Below are 15,404 nucleotides of genomic sequence, written 5' to 3'. Positions count from 1 at the left end.
CGTACCGTCCCGGCCATGGACTACAGACTCCTCGGCAACAGCGGGACATCGGTGTCGACGCTGACCCTCGGCACCATGACCTTCGGCAGCGAAGCCGACGAACCCACCTCGCACACCATCATCGACACGTTCGTCGCCGCCGGCGGCACGCTCATCGACACGGCGGACGTCTACTCCGGCAACGAGTCCGAGCGCATCATCGGCCGCTGGCTCGCCGCGCACCCGACCGAGGCGCAGCAGGTCGTCCTCGCCACCAAAGGGCGCTTCCCGCAGGGCGACGGGCCGAACGACCTCGGGCTGTCCCGTCGGCACCTCCGGGTCGCCCTCGACGCCTCGCTCGAGCGGCTCGGCGTCGAGCACATCGACCTGTACCAGATGCACGCGTGGGACGCCCTCACCCCGATCGAGGAGACCCTGCGCTTCCTCGACGACGCCGTGTCCGCGGGCAAGATCGGCTCCTACGGGTTCTCGAACTACCTCGGGTACCAGATCACGAAGGCCGTGTACGAGGCGAAGGGCCACGGGTGGGCGCCGCCCGTGACGCTGCAGCCGCAGTACAACCTGCTCGTCCGCGACATCGAGCACGAGATCGTCCCCGCCTGCCTCGACGCCGGCATCGGCCTGCTGCCCTGGTCGCCCCTCGCCGGCGGCTGGCTCTCCGGCAAGTACCAGCGCGACGAGGCCCCCAGCGGCGCGACCCGGCTCGGCGAGAACCCGGCGCGCGGGATGGAGGCGTGGGAGGCGCGGAACGGCGACGAGCGCACCTGGGCCGTCCTCGACGCGGTGTCGGACATCGCCGACGCGCACGGTGCCTCGCGGTCGCAGGTCTCCCTGGCGTGGCTCCTCGCCCGACCGGCCGTGACGAGCGTCATCCTCGGTGCCCGGACGGTCTCGCAGCTCGAGGACAACCTCGGTGCCGCCGACCTCGTCCTCGACGACGCCGAGCTCGCACGGCTCACCGAGATCAGCGCGCCGCGCATCGACGACTACCCCTACGGCACGGCGGGCGTCGCGCAGCGCGAGCGGAAGATCACCGGGGGTCGCTGAGCGTTCGCTGTCCGACGGGTGCGGCTTTCCGCGAGCTTGACCAGGGATGTGGACACCGTGTTCGGTGCGGTGTCACCATCACTGCACGACCGGCTGGTTACCGCGTCGAGCGCTCGGAACGCCCCTGATCCGTGTTCCACGCGCCGAAGGCCCCGGGTGTTCCCACCCGGGGCCTTCGCATGTGGGGCCGGCAGCGGGACTCGAACCCGCAACCCCCGTATTACAAGTACGGTGCGCTACCAATTGCGCCATGCCGGCTGACGCGCCCATCCTAGCGGCGGACGCGCCGGGGCCTCACTCGCTCTTCTCGGAGAAGTTCAGCGAGATCGAGTTCATGCAGTAGCGGTCACCCGTCGGGGTGCCGAACCCGTCGGGGAACACGTGGCCGAGGTGCGAGCCGCAGTTCGCGCAGCGGACCTCGGTGCGTGCCATGCCGAGGGAGTTGTCCTCGAGCAGCTGCACCGCGTCGGGGTCGACCGACTCGTAGAACGACGGCCAACCGCAGCCGGAGTCGAACTTCGTGCCGCTCTTGAACAGCTCCGCGCCGCACGCCGCACAGGTGTAGACACCGGCGCGCTCCTCGTCGAGGAGGTCACCCGTCCACGGGCGCTCCGTACCGGCCTGCCGGAGGACGGCGTACTGGTCCGGGGAGAGCTCCTCGCGCCACTGGGCGTCGGACTTGTCGACGTTGTATGCCATTGTTTCCTCCTGCTCCTGTCGCCGTTGCTGGACGACCACTTCGGTAAACTCGCGACGATGTCCGAACATTCCGTGCACCACGCCCGTTGGGACCGTCTGACGACGGACGAACTGTACGGCATCGTGGTGCTCCGGAACCGCGTGTTCGCACTGGAACAACGCGTCACGGCCGAGGACTTCGACGGCCGTGACCGTGAACCGGACACCGAGCACTGGTGGTTCGGCACCGACGACCGAGCGGTTGGGTACCTGCGGCTCATCCGACCCGCACCGGACGAGGTCCACCCGGACGGTTCGGCAGCACCCGCCTGGGTGATCGGCCGGGTCGCCACCGACCCGGGACACCGCGGGAGCGGGATCGCCAGTCGCCTCGTGGCCGCGGTGCTCGGTGCGCACGGGCACGAGCCGTTCGTCCTGCACGCCCAGGAGTACGTCGCCGGACTCTACGAGCGCCACGGCTTCGTCCGCTTCGGAGCGCCCTACGACGAGGCCGGCATCCGTCACGTCGGCATGCACCGTCCCGGTTGCTGATGGACACGCGGGAGCGGTACGCCGCCTACGCGGAGCGCATCGCGGGCGTCTCGCCGTCCTACGCCGCGTGGGCGCGGTTGCTGGACGACGGGGCGGTGTCTTTGCTCGACGAGGTCCCGGAATCGAAGCGGCAGCCGGAACTCCTCTTCGCGGTCGCCCGTCGCCTGGGCGCCGATCCGGCGGACCCCGGTGCGCTGCGCGCGCTCGTCCAGGAGGCGCGACCCGCCCTGGTCGCCGCCCTCGCCTCCGCCACGGTGCAGGCCAACGACCCCAGACGCCTCGCCCCGGTGGTCCCGCTGTTCGCGGCGCTCGCCGCGCGGGTCGGGCGGCCGCTCGGTCTCGTCGACGCGGGGGCAGCGGCGGGGCTGTGCTCGATCCCGGACCGGGTGACGCTCGACTACGTCGTCGGGGCGCGGTCCGAGGTCGTCCGCATGCACACGGCCCCCGTCGAGCCCGGCGTGCACCTCGTCGCGGCGGCCAGCGGCGCGGTGCCGGCACCGGCAGCGTGCCCGATCGACGTCCGGGCGCGGGTGGCCCTCGACCCGAACCCGATCGACCTCGCCGGGCCCGAGGCGTTCGACCGGCTCGTCGAGGCCGTCCCGCCCGAGGCGACGGACCGCACCGCCCTGATGCGCGAGGCTGCGCGTGCGACGCTCGCCGCGCCTCCCGTCCGCATCCGGGGCACCCTGCCTGGTGACCTCGACCGCGCACTGGAGGCCCTGCCGGACGACGTCGTGCCCGTCGTCCTGACCACCGGGACCCTCGTGTACGTCCCCGGCGCGGACCGCCAGCGGTTCGTCGACCGGGTGCGCGAGCGGGGCGTGCACTGGATCGCGCTGGAACGCACGGGGATCCTCAGCGGGGTCGCCGCGACCCTGCCGGACGACGTCGAAGCCGCTGATCCGGAGGCGTTCGCGACCGCATCGCTCGACGGTGTGGCCCTGGCCGTCTCGGACCCGTTCGGGGTCCGCGTCCGGTGGTTGGCCGATCCGAACCTGTGACCGGTCTTCGCGACAGTCCAGCGGCGTGCCAGGGTGCGGATGACCTCCACCCCTACGATGTGCGAGACCCGTTCCCCCACCGTGATCGGAACCGCAGTGACCGCCACACCCGTCGAGCTCGACGAGCTCGCCAAGCACGTGCTCGCGTTCGAGCACGACCGGGCACGGCACGACCGCACGAAGGAAGCGGAGATCCGGGTCGAGTTCGACATGTCGCCCGCTCGGTACTACCAGGTGCTGAACCGTGTGATCGACTCGCCCGCGGCGCTCGCGTACGACCCGCAGCTGGTCTCCCGGCTGCAGCGGCTCCGGTACGCGCGCACCAGTGCCCGGGCGGCGCGCAGCTTCGTCGCGCCCGGTGCAGCTCCCGAAGGACGTGAAGAGGAACGATGACGACGAGATACCCCCGAGACCGGTTCGACGACGTCGCCGACGGCCCCCGGGTCGGGGCGCACCGCGGTGCGCAGCGGCGTGGGCGCGGGTGGATCGCGTTCGCGTGGGCGGCGCTCGCCACCGGTGTCATCGTGGGGGTCTGCGTCGTCGCGCTCGCGCTCCTGAACGGCAGCTACTCGTTCACCGGCTCGGCATCGCCGTCGGCTTCGGCCTCGGCGTCGGCGTCCGCATCGGCGGCGCCGTCGTCGTCCGCGTCCTCGTCGGCGTCGCAGGCACCGGCCGCGGGGACCCCGGCCGACCAGGGTGCGACGACGCTCGTCGTGCTGAACGGCACGTCGACGACCGGCCTCGCGGCGAAGGGCAGCGCGGCGCTGACCTCGGCCGGGTGGAAGGTGACGTCGACGGGGGACGCCGGCACGACCGGGGCGACCTCGACGATCGTGTACTACCAGCAGGCCGCCCAGGCCGCCGTCGCGCAGGGCATCGCGAAGTCGCTGGGCACGACCGCGGTGCAGCAGTCGGCGGCGTTCCCGAACGCGGACATCAGCGTCGTGCTCGGCGCGGACTACGCCGGCTGATCGTTCCCGGCGCATTCCTGCGTGCATTTGTGACGGCCGTGTTTCGAGCACGTTGATTCTTGTCGGAATCGACGTGAAACAACGTCACACCTCTTGCCCTGTCGGCATTGTTCGGTAAGAGTCTCCCCAAGACGGCGACTACGCCGTCCGCACCAGCACCACCGCAGGGAGCAAGAGATCATGGCCAACGGAACCGTGAAGTGGTTCAACGCCGAGAAGGGCTTCGGCTTCATCACCGTCGATGGAGGGGGCCAGGACGTGTTCGTGCACTACTCGGCAATCGACATGTCGGGGTACAAGGTCCTCGAGGAGGGCCAGGCAGTGACGTTCGACGTCGGCACCGGGTCGAAGGGGCCGCAGGCCGAATCGGTCCGTCCCGCCTGACCCGGCAACCACCTCGCGAACGCGCCGTCCCGTCCGGGGCGGCGCGTTCGTCCGTGTGCGGCGACCGGCGTTCGTCGCTTCGGTCCCTCGTGTCGGTGCGTTCGTCGCTCGTGTCGGTGCGTGTCCTGGGAACTCGACCCGCGCCTCCTGGCGGTGTTGCACTCGACCCCTGCGAGTGCCAGAATCGGCGTTGGCACTCGCTCACGCTGAGTGCCAGCACGACCCCCATGACGACGTCCGGGAGGGACGAGAAACTCACATGGCTAAGATCATTGCTTTCGACGAGGAGGCCCGCCGTGGCCTCGAGCGCGGCCTGAACATCCTGGCTGACGCCGTGAAGGTGACGCTCGGCCCGCGCGGCCGCAACGTCGTCCTCGAGAAGAAGTGGGGCGCCCCCACGATCACGAACGACGGTGTCTCCATCGCCAAGGAGATCGAGCTCGACGACCCGTACGAGAAGATCGGTGCGGAGCTCGTCAAGGAGGTCGCCAAGAAGACCGACGACGTCGCCGGTGACGGCACGACCACTGCGACCGTCCTCGCCCAGGCCCTCGTCCGCGAAGGCCTCCGCAACGTCGCCGCCGGTGCCGACCCCGTGTCGCTCAAGCGCGGCATCGAGAAGGCCGTCGCCGCCGTCTCCGACCAGCTCCTCGCCAACGCGAAGGACATCGAGACCAAGGACCAGATCGCCGCGACCGCGTCGATCTCGGCCGCTGACCCGACCATCGGCGCGCTCATCGCCGAGGCCATCGACAAGGTCGGCAAGGAAGGTGTCGTCACCGTCGAGGAGTCGAACACCTTCGGCACCGAGCTCGAGCTCACCGAGGGCATGCGCTTCGACAAGGGCTACCTGTCGCAGTACTTCGTGACCGACCCCGAGCGTCAGGAAGCCGTCTTCGAGGACGCCTACATCCTGATCGTCAACTCGAAGATCTCGAACATCAAGGACCTCCTGCCGGTCGTCGACAAGGTGATCCAGGCGGGCAAGCAGCTCCTGATCATCGCCGAGGACGTCGACGGCGAGGCCCTGGCCACGCTCGTCGTGAACAAGATCCGCGGCATCTTCAAGTCCGTCGCCGTCAAGGCCCCGGGCTTCGGCGACCGTCGCAAGGCCATGCTGCAGGACATCGCGATCCTCACCGGGGGCCAGGTCATCTCGGAAGAGGTCGGCCTCAAGCTCGAGAACGCGACGCTCGACCTGCTCGGCAAGGCTCGCAAGGTCATCATCACCAAGGACGAGACGACCATCGTCGAGGGTGCCGGCGACGAAGAGCAGATCGCGGGCCGCGTCCGCCAGATCCGCTCCGAGATCGAGGCGACCGACTCCGACTACGACCGCGAGAAGCTCCAGGAGCGCCTCGCGAAGCTCGCCGGTGGCGTGGCCGTCATCAAGGCCGGTGCCGCGACCGAGGTCGAGCTCAAGGAGCGCAAGCACCGCATCGAGGACGCCGTCCGCAACGCGAAGGCCGCTGTCGAAGAGGGCATCGTCGCCGGTGGTGGCGTCGCCCTCATCCAGGCGTCCGTCGTGCTCGACACCCTCGAGCTCGAGGGTGACGAGGCGACCGGTGCGAACATCGTCCGCGTCGCGATCGACGCGCCGCTCAAGCAGATCGCGCTGAACGCCGGTCTCGAGCCGGGTGTCGTCGCCGCCAAGGTCCGCGAGCTCGAGTCGGGTCACGGCCTCAACGCCGCGACCGGTGAGTACGTCGACCTCGTCGCCGCGGGCATCATCGACCCGGCCAAGGTCACGCGCTCGGCGCTGCAGAACGCTGCGTCGATCGCCGGTCTGTTCCTCACGACCGAGGCCGTCGTCGCCGACAAGCCCGAGCGCACCCCTGCTGCTCCGGCCGGCGACCCGACGGGTGGCATGGACTTCTAAGCAGTCCCGACGGAAGGGCCTCGCACGCTGCGCGTGCGGGGCCCTTCCGCGTGCGTGGGGCCCGACGGGCGGGCGGCGGGGGCGGGCGGGGGCGGGGCGCCGAGGTCGCACGAACTGCCGCTCGAGAGCGCGACGGGCGGCAGTTCGTGCGACCTCAACGGCCCGCCCACGGCGTGTTGTGCGACCAGCGCACACCGCACAGGAGGCGCGGGTCGTCACGTTCTCCACAGTTCGGCTCGAAGGATGGTCGCGGCTCGCACCGCACCGCCACACTCTCGCCATGGCCCGGCCGTCTCCGCTCCCCGACGAACTCGATCCGAACGGCTTCCGGGTCTGCGACGCACTCGCGGCCGGGGTCGATCCGGGTCGACTCCGCCGGCGGGACCTCGCCCGCCCGGTGCACGGCGTCCGGTCGGCAGCTGCATTGATGTCGCCCGTCGCCGCGCTCGCGCTCGTGATGCGCCCAGATCAACACTTCAGTCACACGACCGCTGTCGAGCTCTGGGGTGCTCCGCTCCCGCGACAGTTCGAGGGCAGCCTGCACGTCACGACGATCGGCTCCGGCCCGCTCATGCGTCGGCCCGGTGTCGTCGGACACCGACGTCGATCCGCGGTGGCCGTGGTGATGTGGGACGGTCTGCGCGTCAGCGGGCCGGAACATGCGTGGCGCGAATGCGCTGGGCTGCTGAGCGTTCGACAGCTCGTGGCGGTCGGAGACTTCCTCGTCGGACCGCGGGGCCGGACGACGGTCGACGCCCTGGCCGCCACGATCCTTCCCGGGGCGCGCTTCGTCGCCGTTGCACGTGCGGCCGTCGAACTCATCCGCGTCGGGGCTGAGTCAGCGATGGAGACGTGGCTGCGTCTTGCGGTCGTGGACGCGGGGTTCCCTGAACCGGAACTCCAGATCGAGGTGTTCGACCGTGCAGGGCGGTTCCTGGCGCGAGTGGACATGGGCTGGCCGGAGCTCCGGATCGCACTGGAGTACGACGGGGACCACCACCGCGAGCGTGCGACGTTCGAGCACGATCAGCGCCGGGACAACTCCATGACCGTGGAGGGATGGCTCGTCCTCCACGCGAATCGAGGGGACGTCGACCGTCCTGCGGTCCTCTTCGAGCGGCTTCGTCAGGCGTTCGTCGCGCGATCGTCGGCTCGACCACGGGCATGACCTGGTCGAGGTCGCGCGACATGCCGCGCGTGGGGCGACCGGGTCGCACGAACTGCCGCCGGGCGCGTGGGTGGGCGGCAGGTATTGCGACCTCGGGCCAGCGGGCCAGCGGGCGGCACGCCCGCGGGCGTCAAGCGCCGGCGGGCGCGGGGGCGGCGTAGTCGCGGGGGAGCAAGGGGAGCCACACGCGGAAGGTCGCGCCGCCGCCCTCGGTGTCGAACACCTCGACCGACCCGTGGTGCGCCGCGACGATGCCCGAGACGATCGCGAGCCCGAGGCCCGAGCCGCCGGTGTCCCGTGCGCGCGAGGTGTCGGCACGCCAGAAGCGCTGGAAGATCTTGTCGCGCAGCTGCGGCGGGATGCCCTCGCCGTGGTCGATCACGTCGATGTGCGCCATCCCACGCTCGTCGTCCACGCCGATGCCGATCTCGATCGGGTCGTCGTGCTCCGTGAAGCGCATGGCGTTGCCCATGAGGTTCGTCACGATCTGGCGGATCTTGTTCTCCTCCGCCAAGACGATCGGCGGCCGCTTCGGCAGCACGACGGTGGGCAGCGGGGTGGTCTCGTCGGTGGGGGCAGCCGTGCCGTCGACACCCATCGCGCGGGTGCGGCGGGCGCGGAGTCGCGCGATCGTCTGGCGCGAGAACGCGATCGGGCCGGTCGTGTTCGCGGACGTCGGCGATGCCGGGGGCCCGTCGCCGGAACCGGGGGCCGAGGCGGGTGCCGACGCCGGACGGACCGCGTGCGGCACGCTCTCGCCGGTCACCGAGTCCTCGACGAGCACCTGGATCTCGCGGTCGGGGTTCGACGCCATCGTGTCGAGCGCGGAGTCACGGGCGATGGCGACGAGGTCGACCGGGCCGAGCTCGAGCGGCTTCGACTCGTCGATGCGGGCGAGCTGCAGCAGGTCCTGCACGAGGAGGCCCATGCGCTGGGCTTCCTTCTCGATGCGCTCCATCGCCTGGGCGACGTCCTCTTCCTTGCGGAGCGCGCCCATCCGGTAGAGCTCGGCGTACCCGCGGAGCGACACGAGGGGCGTGCGGAGCTCGTGGGAGGCGTCCCCGACGAACCGACGCATCTGGTCGATGGTGCGCTGCCGGTCCTCGAACGCGGAGTCGATGCGCTCGAGCATGGAGTTGAGGGACCGGTTCAGTCGACCGACCTCGGTGTTGGGGGTGTCGGCTTCGAGGCGCTGGTTGAAGTCACCGGCGGCGAACCGGGCAGCGGTGTCCTCGACGTCGCGCAGGGGGTCGAACGTCGCCGTCACGAGGAGCCGCGTGAGCATGGCGCCGAGCAGGATCACCGAGGCACCGAAGCTCAGGAAGATGGCGGTGAAGCGCAGGACGGTCTGGTCGGTGTCGGCGCTCGACACCGCGACCAGGACGTACCCGGCCTGCGTGGTGCCGGTCGACTGGTCCTGCAGCGATGCCGGGATGACCTGAGCACGCCACTCGTGGTTGTGCTGGCTGTCGTACAGCGAGAAGCGCGAACTGGTCTGCGCCGCGGAGGAGAAGTCGAGCTCGTGGATGTCGGGGCGGCTCGACGCCGGGGTCTGGCAGATCTGCTTGCCTGCGGAGTCGTAGGCGGCGACGTACGCGCTCTGCGAGAGGACGACGGAGAGCTTGCAGTACTGCTCGCCGTCGCTGATGTTCTGACCCTCGAGCTGTTCCGTCGTCTGACGGACGTTGTTGTCCAGCTGCGCCATGAGGTACGTCGACAGCACCGTCATCGTGCCGAGCCCCGCGACGAGCAGTCCGAGCGCCACCAGGAGCACCGTGATCCCGGTGATCTTGGTGCGCAGGGAGATCCCGTCCCACCAGCGGCTCATTCGCGTGTGCATGCTGCCCCAACGATAGACAGCGGTCGCCCGGTGAAACCGGACGACCGCCGTGAAGACGAACCCCGAGGGGTCCGGACGACCTACGAGGCCTTGGACGCCTTGAGCATGTAGCCGAACCCGCGCTTGGTCTGGATGATCGGCTCGGCCGAGTACTGGTCGAGCTTGCGGCGCAGGTAGGAGATGTAGGACTCGACGATGCCGGCGTCGCCGTTGAAGTCGTACTCCCACACGTGGTCGAGGATCTGCGCCTTCGACAGCACGCGGTTCGGGTTGAGCATGAGGTAGCGGAGCAGCTTGAACTCGGTCGGGGAGAGCTCGATCTGCGCGTCGCCGATCGTGACCTCGTGCGTGTCCTGGTCCATCGTGAGCTCGCCGGCGCGGATGATCGCGTCTTCCTCGTCGTTCATCGTGCGACGGAGGATCGCCTTGATGCGGGCGACGATCTCGTCGAGCGAGAACGGCTTCGTGACGTAGTCGTCGCCGCCGACGGTGAGCCCGGTGATCTTGTCCTCGGTGTCGTCCTTGGCGGTGAGGAACAGGATCGGGGAGGTGTAGCCCGACGACCGCAGGCGCTTGGTGACGCCGAAGCCGTTCATGTCGGGCAGCATGACGTCGAGGATGATCAGGTCCGGCTCTTCCTCGAGCACGGCGGAGATCGCCTGTGCTCCGTTCCCCACCGCGCGCACGGCGAAGCCGGCGAAACGCAGCGAGGTCGTCAGGAGGTCGCGGATGTTCGGCTCGTCGTCGACGATCAGGATCTTGGGGCCATCGCTCATGGTCCTATCTTCTGACCGTTCCCTAGTGGTTTCCTGAGAGCGGTTGGTGCGTCAGCCCACGACCGCCTGGACCTGGTCGGCGTCGAGGATCGTGTAGGAGTACCCCTGCTCCGCGAGGAACCGCTGCCGGTTCTGCGCGAAGTCCTGGTCGACGGTGTCCCGCGTGACGAGCGTGTAGAACGACGCGGGCAGCCCGTCCTTGTTCGGGCGGAGGAGTCGGCCGAGTCGTTGGGCCTCTTCCTGACGGGATCCGAACGAGCCGGACACCTGGATCGCCACCGTCGCGTCGGGCAGGTCGACCGAGAAGTTCGCGACCTTCGAGACGACGAGCACGTCGATCGACCCCTCGCGGAAGGCCTGGTAGAGCCGCTCCCGCTCGTCGACGGGGGTTGAACCGGTGATCTCGGCGGCGTCCAGGGACTCGGCGAGCGAGTCGAGCTGGTCGATGTACTGCCCGATCACGAGGATCTGCTCGCCGCGGTGCTTCTCGATGAGCTCGCGCACCACCGGGGTCTTCGCCGGCGAGGTCGCCGCGAGCCGGTACCGCTCGTCGTCGCTGGACGCCGCGTACTCGAGGCGGTCCTGGTGCGGCAGGTCGATGCGTACCTCGTAGCAGGCGGCGGGGGAGATGTATCCCTGCGCCTCGATCTCCTTCCACGGGGCGTCGTAGCGCTTCGGCCCGATGAGCGAGAAGACGTCGCCCTCGCGCCCGTCCTCGCGCACGAGGGTCGCCGTGAGCCCGAGTCGGCGCCGGGCCTGGAGGTCGGCGGTGAGCTTGAACACCGGCGCCGGCAGCAGGTGCACCTCGTCGTAGACGATGAGTCCCCAGTCGAGGGCGTCGAGGAGCGACAGGTGCGTGTACTCGCCCTTCCGACGGGCGGTGAGGATCTGGTACGTCGCGATCGTGACCGGACGGATCTCCTTCACGCTGCCCGAGTACTCGCCGATCTCGTCCTCGGTGAGGGTGGTCCGGCGCAGCAGCTCGGACCGCCACTGCCGGGCCGAGACGGTGTTCGTCACGAGGATGAGCGTCGTCGCCTTGACCGTCGCCATCGCCCCGGCGCCCACGAGCGTCTTGCCGGCACCACAGGGCAGCACGACGACGCCGGAGCCCTGCGCGAAGAACGTGTCGACCGCCTGTTCCTGGTAGGGACGCAGGTGCCAGTCGTCGGTGTCGAGGTCGATCGGGTGCGGCTGCCCGGGCGTGTACCCGGCGAGGTCTTCGGCCGGCCAGCCGAGCTTCACGAGCTCCTGCTTGATCTGCCCGCGTGCCCACGGGAGCAGCTCGACCTCTTCCGGGGAGCGCATGTCGCCCAGCAGCGGCTTGATCCGCTTCGAGCGGATGACCTCGGCGAGGACCGTGGGTTCGGACGCGGTGAGGAGCAGGACCGGCTGGCGCTCGAGCGCTTCGGCCGGGGAGTTCGCGATCGCCGGCGCGTCCGGACGCTCTTCGCGCCGGATGACGAGTCGGCCGTACCGTGCCACGGTGTCGCGGATGTCCACCGTGACGCTCTGCGGGACGGGGAACTTCGCGAAGTGCTCGAGCGTGTGGATCATGCTCTCGGCGTCGTGCCCGGCCGCCCGCGCGTTCCACAGGCCGAGTCGGGTGATGCGGTACGTGTGCACGTGTTCCGGCGCGCGTTCGAGCTCGGCGAACACCGCGAGGTCGTGCCGTGCGTCCTCGGCGTCGGGGTGCGCCACCTCGAGGAGCACGGTGCGGTCGCTCTGCACGATCAGCGGTCCGTTCATGACGGATCAGCCTAGGCCGCTCGGCTGCGAACCAGCGCGGATCGGCTCACCTGTGGATCAGGCGTCGCTCTCCACAGCCACCACGAGGGAGAGCGGGAGCGTCCGCTCGACGTCGACGGCCGTGTCGCGTCCCCGCACGCGTCCGGCGGCGACCGAGGTCGGCACGATCGAGAACGGCCGCTCGGAGCCGTCCGGCATGCGCACCGTCAGGCGGATCGGCGTGCGACCCCGGACGGCCAGGTCGATCTGCCGCCCCAGCCACTCCTGCTCGGGCTCGGCCTCGCCGCGCTCGGTGGTGACGCGGAGCCGTTCCACGAGTGCGTGCGCCGCCTGCTCCGGGTTGCGTCCGGTGGTGCGTCGACGGCCTGGAGGAACGGATCCCGTCGCCGGGCGGGCTGCGGCCGTCAGGACGGCCGGGTAGCGCTGGTCCTCGAGCGCCGTGTGGACGACGTGCGGCGGGTAGCGGGTCAGCAGGGTGGTCAGGTGGCTGCGCTCCCACGCCAGCTGCCGGAGCTCGGCGTCCACCCCGATGAGGTCGAGCTGGTCCGGCGTGCCGTGCACGCGGGCGCCGACCCCGTCGGCGCCGACGTCGACCACGATGCTGCCGTCCCGCGAGGACACCTGGTCGACGAGGTAGGAGAGCGGCTGCGGCAGGCCCGTCGCGGACAGCCGTTCCAGCAGCGCGACGACGTCCTGCCGGGTGTGGCCGGCCCGGAACGCGCGGCGGAGCGAGTCCTCGGAGATGCGGTACCGGGCGGCGAGACCCGGTGCCTCGAGCACGGCGACGGTCCGGAGCGCGGCGTCGTCGACCGGCGCGAGCGGCCCCGGTGCGATGACCGTGAGGTCGTGCTGCAGGTACACGGCGTCGACCGTGCGGGGGAGGTCCTCCGCAGCGGGGGCCGGGTCCCCGTCCAGCAGTGCACGGCCGGTGCTCGTCACGCGGCCGTCGACCGTGAGCCCGAGTGCGGCCGCGGTGCCCGCGACGTCGAGCAGCACCGCGTCGAGCCAGCGCGAGCCCGCCGGGTACGCCCACCGGCCGGCCGACACGAGGTCGCGCAGGTCGTCGCCGGCCACGTCGAGCACGCTCCGGACGGCGGGGTCGAGTGCGTCCCGCCATGCCGACACCAGCGTCGACCAGCGGTCCGGCCAGCTCGCGACGAGCCAGGCGTCGCCCGCCGCCGTGGTCGCCCACGTCCCGTTGCCCGTGTCCGCGAACCCGATCCGTTCGAGCAGCGCCAGGCGGCCGGGGACCACGACGGGGTCCGCGCCGGCACGCTCGCCGAGCGTCTTCGCGAGCGGGGTGCCGATGCCGCCCTTCACGAGCTCGCGCACCGCGCCCTCGGACACCGCCCGCAGGAGTTCGGCGAGCACGGTCATCGTCGCGAAGGCGTGCTCCGCGCCGGTCGTCCGGGCGCGCTCGTCGTCGCCCGTCTCGTCCACCGGAGCGACGGGGCGGGGGTGATCCGCGCCCCCTGGGAGACCGGCGATCTCGTCGTGGGCGGCCAGCCGGGCCGACACCGCGTCGTCGACGCCGCCGTCCTCGTCCGCCAGACCGAGCGCGACCGCCGGGGCGAGGTCGTCGGCGGAGCCCGCGCCGTCACGCAGCGCGAGCAGCGTCCGACGGGGCAGGTGCTCGATCGCGGCGTCGACCGCGTCGTCGGTACGGAGCGCCTCGGCGAGGTCGAAGAAGTCCGAGATGCGCAGCGGGCCGGTCTCGGCGAGGACCGCCGCGGGGAGCCGGCGCGCCACGACGAGCCGTTCGAGGGCGTCGTCCGGCATCGCCCGGAGCCGGGCGGCGAGGTCTGCGGTGGTCGTCATCGTCCGCCGCGCTCGTCCGACGCGGTCCTCAGCGCGCCGTCCGGTTCGCTCGGGCCCGACGGGTCCAGGTGATGCCGAGGAGGGTGAACACGAGCACCATGCCGATCGGGAAGCCGACCAGCGGGATCGCCATGATCACGGGCCACGGCATCGATCCCTGGGCGCTGGGGACGGTCAGCCACATCACGATCATGGCGGCCATGCAGAGGAAGGCGGCGATGAAGATCCCGCCGACGATGAACGCGAGGGCGCGTTCGGTACGATTGAACGTCACCGGGGGTTCCGCGGAGTCCTGCGTGTTCCCGGTGGACCGGGTCGGGTTGGCCATCGACCCAGGATATCCGACGCACCACGGCCGTTCCACGATCACGAGGAGACCGACGAATGCCCACCGGCAAGGTCAAGTTCTACGACGACCAGAAGGGGTTCGGGTTCATCACCGGCGACGACGGCGAACCCGTCTTCCTGCACGCGTCCTCGCTCCCCGACGGCGTCACGTCGGTGAAGGCCGGTTCGCGGCTCGAGTACGGCGTCGTCCAAGGGAAGAAGGGGTCGCAGGCGCTGTCCGTGCGGCTCCTCGACCCGCAGCCGTCCCTCGCGAAGATGTCGCGACGATCGGCGGACGACATGGCCGTGATCGTCGAGGACCTCGTGAAGGAGCTCGACCGGATCAGCGGGGACTTCCGGCACGGCCGGTACCCGAAGAACGGCACCCGAATCGCTGCGATCCTGCGGCACGTCGCTGACCAGTTGGACGCGTGATGACCGATACCTCCCCTGTTGCTCCTGCCCCTTCCGAGGACCTCACCGCGCTCGCCCGCACGGCGCTGCTCGAGGTGACCCCCGAGTCGACCGTCGGCGCGTTCGCCGGGACCGTCGACGAGGGCGACGGCGTCGTCTCGGTGCTGTTCGCCAACCGCATGGCCGGGTACCCCGGCTGGCGCTGGACCGTCTCGATCGCCCAGGTGTCCGGTGACGAGCCGACCGTGCTCGAGGTCGAGCTCATGCCTGGTGACGGCTCGCTGCTGGCGCCCGACTGGGTGCCGTGGTCCGAGCGGCTCGCCGAGTACCGGGCCGGCCAGGACACCGACGGTGCCGAGGGCGAGCACGACGACGAGTCCGACGAGGACTTCGACGGCGACGAGGACGACGCGGACGAGGACGCCGACTACGACGACTCGGACGACGACGAGTCCGACGACGACGAAGCGGACGACGAGGACGACTTCGACGCCGACGAGGACGACCTCGACGAGCCGGACGACGACGACATCGACGGTGTGGACGTCGACGAGCTGGACGGGTCCGAGGACGACACCGACGACACCGACGACACCGACGACGCGGACACCGACGACACAGACCAGCAGGTCGCACCGGCCGAGCCGGCCCGGGGCCGCCGTCGCACCCAGCGGGTGCGCCCGGTCGACCCGGACGCCGACCTCGAGGTCGACCGGCTGGACGCCGGCGAGGTCGACCCGGAGCACCACCGCGCCTGACGGGCGACCGACCGGTCCCCGGACGGACAGGAGGCGCGGTGC

General features: G+C 70.7%; 16 protein-coding genes and 1 tRNA gene. 10 read left to right on the top strand and 7 right to left on the bottom strand.

What is annotated here, in order from left to right:
- Nucleotides 1-15 precede the first annotated feature (15 nt).
- Nucleotides 16-1,047, top strand: coding sequence for an aldo/keto reductase (locus tag BIV01_RS04650; RefSeq protein ID WP_071302090.1), 1,032 nt, complete (start codon nt 16-18; stop codon nt 1,045-1,047).
- A 182-nt stretch (nt 1,048-1,229) separates the two neighbouring features.
- Here the strand turns inward: BIV01_RS04650 and BIV01_RS04645 are convergent.
- Nucleotides 1,230-1,305 (bottom strand) — tRNA-Thr (locus BIV01_RS04645).
- A gap of 36 nt (nt 1,306-1,341) precedes the next feature.
- On the bottom strand, nt 1,342-1,746 hold the full coding sequence (gene msrB, locus BIV01_RS04640) for a peptide-methionine (R)-S-oxide reductase MsrB (protein ID WP_070417813.1): 405 nt from the start codon (nt 1,744-1,746) through the stop codon (nt 1,342-1,344).
- Nucleotides 1,747-1,803: 57 nt separating this feature from the next.
- On the opposite strand from msrB, the gene BIV01_RS04635 reads away from it, so the two are divergent.
- From BIV01_RS04635 to BIV01_RS04605, 7 genes are all read left to right on the top strand, one after another.
- Entirely contained in the window at nt 1,804-2,277 is a 474-nt protein-coding gene (locus tag BIV01_RS04635) for a GNAT family N-acetyltransferase (protein WP_071302089.1), read from the top strand.
- Complete coding sequence (locus BIV01_RS04630; RefSeq protein ID WP_071302088.1) at nt 2,277-3,278, top strand: DUF2332 family protein; 1,002 nt, start codon at nt 2,277-2,279, stop codon at nt 3,276-3,278. The genes BIV01_RS04635 and BIV01_RS04630 overlap by 1 nt, the downstream gene beginning before the upstream one ends.
- Before the next feature lie 96 nt (nt 3,279-3,374).
- Entirely contained in the window at nt 3,375-3,671 is a 297-nt protein-coding gene (locus BIV01_RS04625; RefSeq protein WP_229085283.1) for a DUF3263 domain-containing protein, read from the top strand.
- Complete coding sequence (locus BIV01_RS04620) at nt 3,668-4,249, top strand: LytR C-terminal domain-containing protein (protein WP_070417817.1); 582 nt, start codon at nt 3,668-3,670, stop codon at nt 4,247-4,249. Before BIV01_RS04625 ends, BIV01_RS04620 begins: the two co-directional genes overlap by 4 nt.
- A 180-nt stretch (nt 4,250-4,429) precedes the next feature.
- Entirely contained in the window at nt 4,430-4,633 is a 204-nt protein-coding gene (locus BIV01_RS04615) for a cold-shock protein (protein ID WP_022903461.1), read from the top strand.
- A 259-nt stretch (nt 4,634-4,892) separates the two neighbouring features.
- Nucleotides 4,893-6,512, top strand: coding sequence for a chaperonin GroEL (gene groL / locus BIV01_RS04610; RefSeq protein WP_070417818.1), 1,620 nt, complete (start codon nt 4,893-4,895; stop codon nt 6,510-6,512).
- A gap of 280 nt (nt 6,513-6,792) precedes the next feature.
- Nucleotides 6,793-7,680, top strand: a complete 888-nt coding sequence (locus BIV01_RS04605; RefSeq protein ID WP_071302087.1) for a hypothetical protein — start codon at nt 6,793-6,795, stop codon at nt 7,678-7,680.
- Nucleotides 7,681-7,810: 130 nt separating this feature from the next.
- On the opposite strand, the gene BIV01_RS04600 is transcribed toward BIV01_RS04605, so the two are convergent.
- The 5 genes from BIV01_RS04600 to BIV01_RS04580 all read right to left on the bottom strand — a co-directional run bounded on the left by BIV01_RS04600 (nt 7,811) and on the right by BIV01_RS04580 (nt 14,191).
- Nucleotides 7,811-9,520 carry a sensor histidine kinase gene (locus tag BIV01_RS04600; RefSeq protein WP_070417820.1) on the bottom strand — a complete coding sequence of 570 codons (1,710 nt, stop codon included), beginning with the start codon at nt 9,518-9,520 and terminating at the stop codon, nt 7,811-7,813.
- Nucleotides 9,521-9,600: 80 nt separating this feature from the next.
- Nucleotides 9,601-10,296 carry a response regulator transcription factor gene (locus BIV01_RS04595; protein ID WP_017888045.1) on the bottom strand — a complete coding sequence of 232 codons (696 nt, stop codon included), beginning with the start codon at nt 10,294-10,296 and terminating at the stop codon, nt 9,601-9,603.
- 51 nt (nt 10,297-10,347) lie between these two features.
- Nucleotides 10,348-12,045: a DNA repair helicase XPB gene (locus BIV01_RS04590; RefSeq protein WP_071302086.1), complete on the bottom strand. Its 1,698-nt coding sequence runs from the start codon at nt 12,043-12,045 to the stop codon at nt 10,348-10,350.
- A gap of 57 nt (nt 12,046-12,102) precedes the next feature.
- A complete protein-coding gene (locus BIV01_RS04585) occupies nt 12,103-13,863 on the bottom strand; it encodes a helicase-associated domain-containing protein (protein ID WP_071302085.1) in 1,761 nt (586 codons plus the stop codon).
- A gap of 28 nt (nt 13,864-13,891) precedes the next feature.
- On the bottom strand, nt 13,892-14,191 hold the full coding sequence (locus BIV01_RS04580; RefSeq protein WP_071302084.1) for a hypothetical protein: 300 nt from the start codon (nt 14,189-14,191) through the stop codon (nt 13,892-13,894).
- A gap of 56 nt (nt 14,192-14,247) precedes the next feature.
- Here BIV01_RS04580 and BIV01_RS04575 point away from each other — a divergent pair, with 56 nt between their 5' ends.
- Together BIV01_RS04575 and BIV01_RS04570 are read left to right on the top strand one after the other, a co-directional pair.
- Nucleotides 14,248-14,625: a cold-shock protein gene (locus tag BIV01_RS04575; RefSeq protein WP_022906598.1), complete on the top strand. Its 378-nt coding sequence runs from the start codon at nt 14,248-14,250 to the stop codon at nt 14,623-14,625.
- A complete protein-coding gene (locus BIV01_RS04570) occupies nt 14,625-15,362 on the top strand; it encodes a DUF3027 domain-containing protein (protein ID WP_083413760.1) in 738 nt (245 codons plus the stop codon). The genes BIV01_RS04575 and BIV01_RS04570 overlap by 1 nt, the downstream gene beginning before the upstream one ends.
- The last annotated feature ends 42 nt before the right edge of the window (nt 15,363-15,404 follow it).

Origin of the sequence: Curtobacterium sp. MCBA15_013 (assembly GCF_001865095.1) — a bacterium.
Lineage (GTDB): Bacteria > Actinomycetota > Actinomycetes > Actinomycetales > Microbacteriaceae > Curtobacterium.
The sequence above is the reverse complement of the archived record's forward strand: the minus strand, read 5'-3'. Positions and strand labels throughout refer to the sequence as shown.

Coding starts and splice junctions, on each gene's coding strand:
- BIV01_RS04585 (WP_071302085.1), bottom strand. CDS start 13,863: ATGACGACCACCGCAGACCTCGCCGCCCGGCTCCGGGCGATGCCGGAC.
- BIV01_RS04650 (WP_071302090.1), top strand. CDS start 16: ATGGACTACAGACTCCTCGGCAACAGCGGGACATCGGTGTCGACGCTG.
- BIV01_RS04575 (WP_022906598.1), top strand. CDS start 14,248: ATGCCCACCGGCAAGGTCAAGTTCTACGACGACCAGAAGGGGTTCGGG.
- BIV01_RS04605 (WP_071302087.1), top strand. CDS start 6,793: ATGGCCCGGCCGTCTCCGCTCCCCGACGAACTCGATCCGAACGGCTTC.
- msrB (WP_070417813.1), bottom strand. CDS start 1,746: ATGGCATACAACGTCGACAAGTCCGACGCCCAGTGGCGCGAGGAGCTC.
- BIV01_RS04590 (WP_071302086.1), bottom strand. CDS start 12,045: ATGAACGGACCGCTGATCGTGCAGAGCGACCGCACCGTGCTCCTCGAG.
- BIV01_RS04620 (WP_070417817.1), top strand. CDS start 3,668: ATGACGACGAGATACCCCCGAGACCGGTTCGACGACGTCGCCGACGGC.
- BIV01_RS04600 (WP_070417820.1), bottom strand. CDS start 9,520: ATGCACACGCGAATGAGCCGCTGGTGGGACGGGATCTCCCTGCGCACC.
- BIV01_RS04630 (WP_071302088.1), top strand. CDS start 2,277: ATGGACACGCGGGAGCGGTACGCCGCCTACGCGGAGCGCATCGCGGGC.
- BIV01_RS04615 (WP_022903461.1), top strand. CDS start 4,430: ATGGCCAACGGAACCGTGAAGTGGTTCAACGCCGAGAAGGGCTTCGGC.
- BIV01_RS04580 (WP_071302084.1), bottom strand. CDS start 14,191: ATGGCCAACCCGACCCGGTCCACCGGGAACACGCAGGACTCCGCGGAA.
- groL (WP_070417818.1), top strand. CDS start 4,893: ATGGCTAAGATCATTGCTTTCGACGAGGAGGCCCGCCGTGGCCTCGAG.
- BIV01_RS04595 (WP_017888045.1), bottom strand. CDS start 10,296: ATGAGCGATGGCCCCAAGATCCTGATCGTCGACGACGAGCCGAACATC.
- BIV01_RS04635 (WP_071302089.1), top strand. CDS start 1,804: ATGTCCGAACATTCCGTGCACCACGCCCGTTGGGACCGTCTGACGACG.
- BIV01_RS04570 (WP_083413760.1), top strand. CDS start 14,625: ATGACCGATACCTCCCCTGTTGCTCCTGCCCCTTCCGAGGACCTCACC.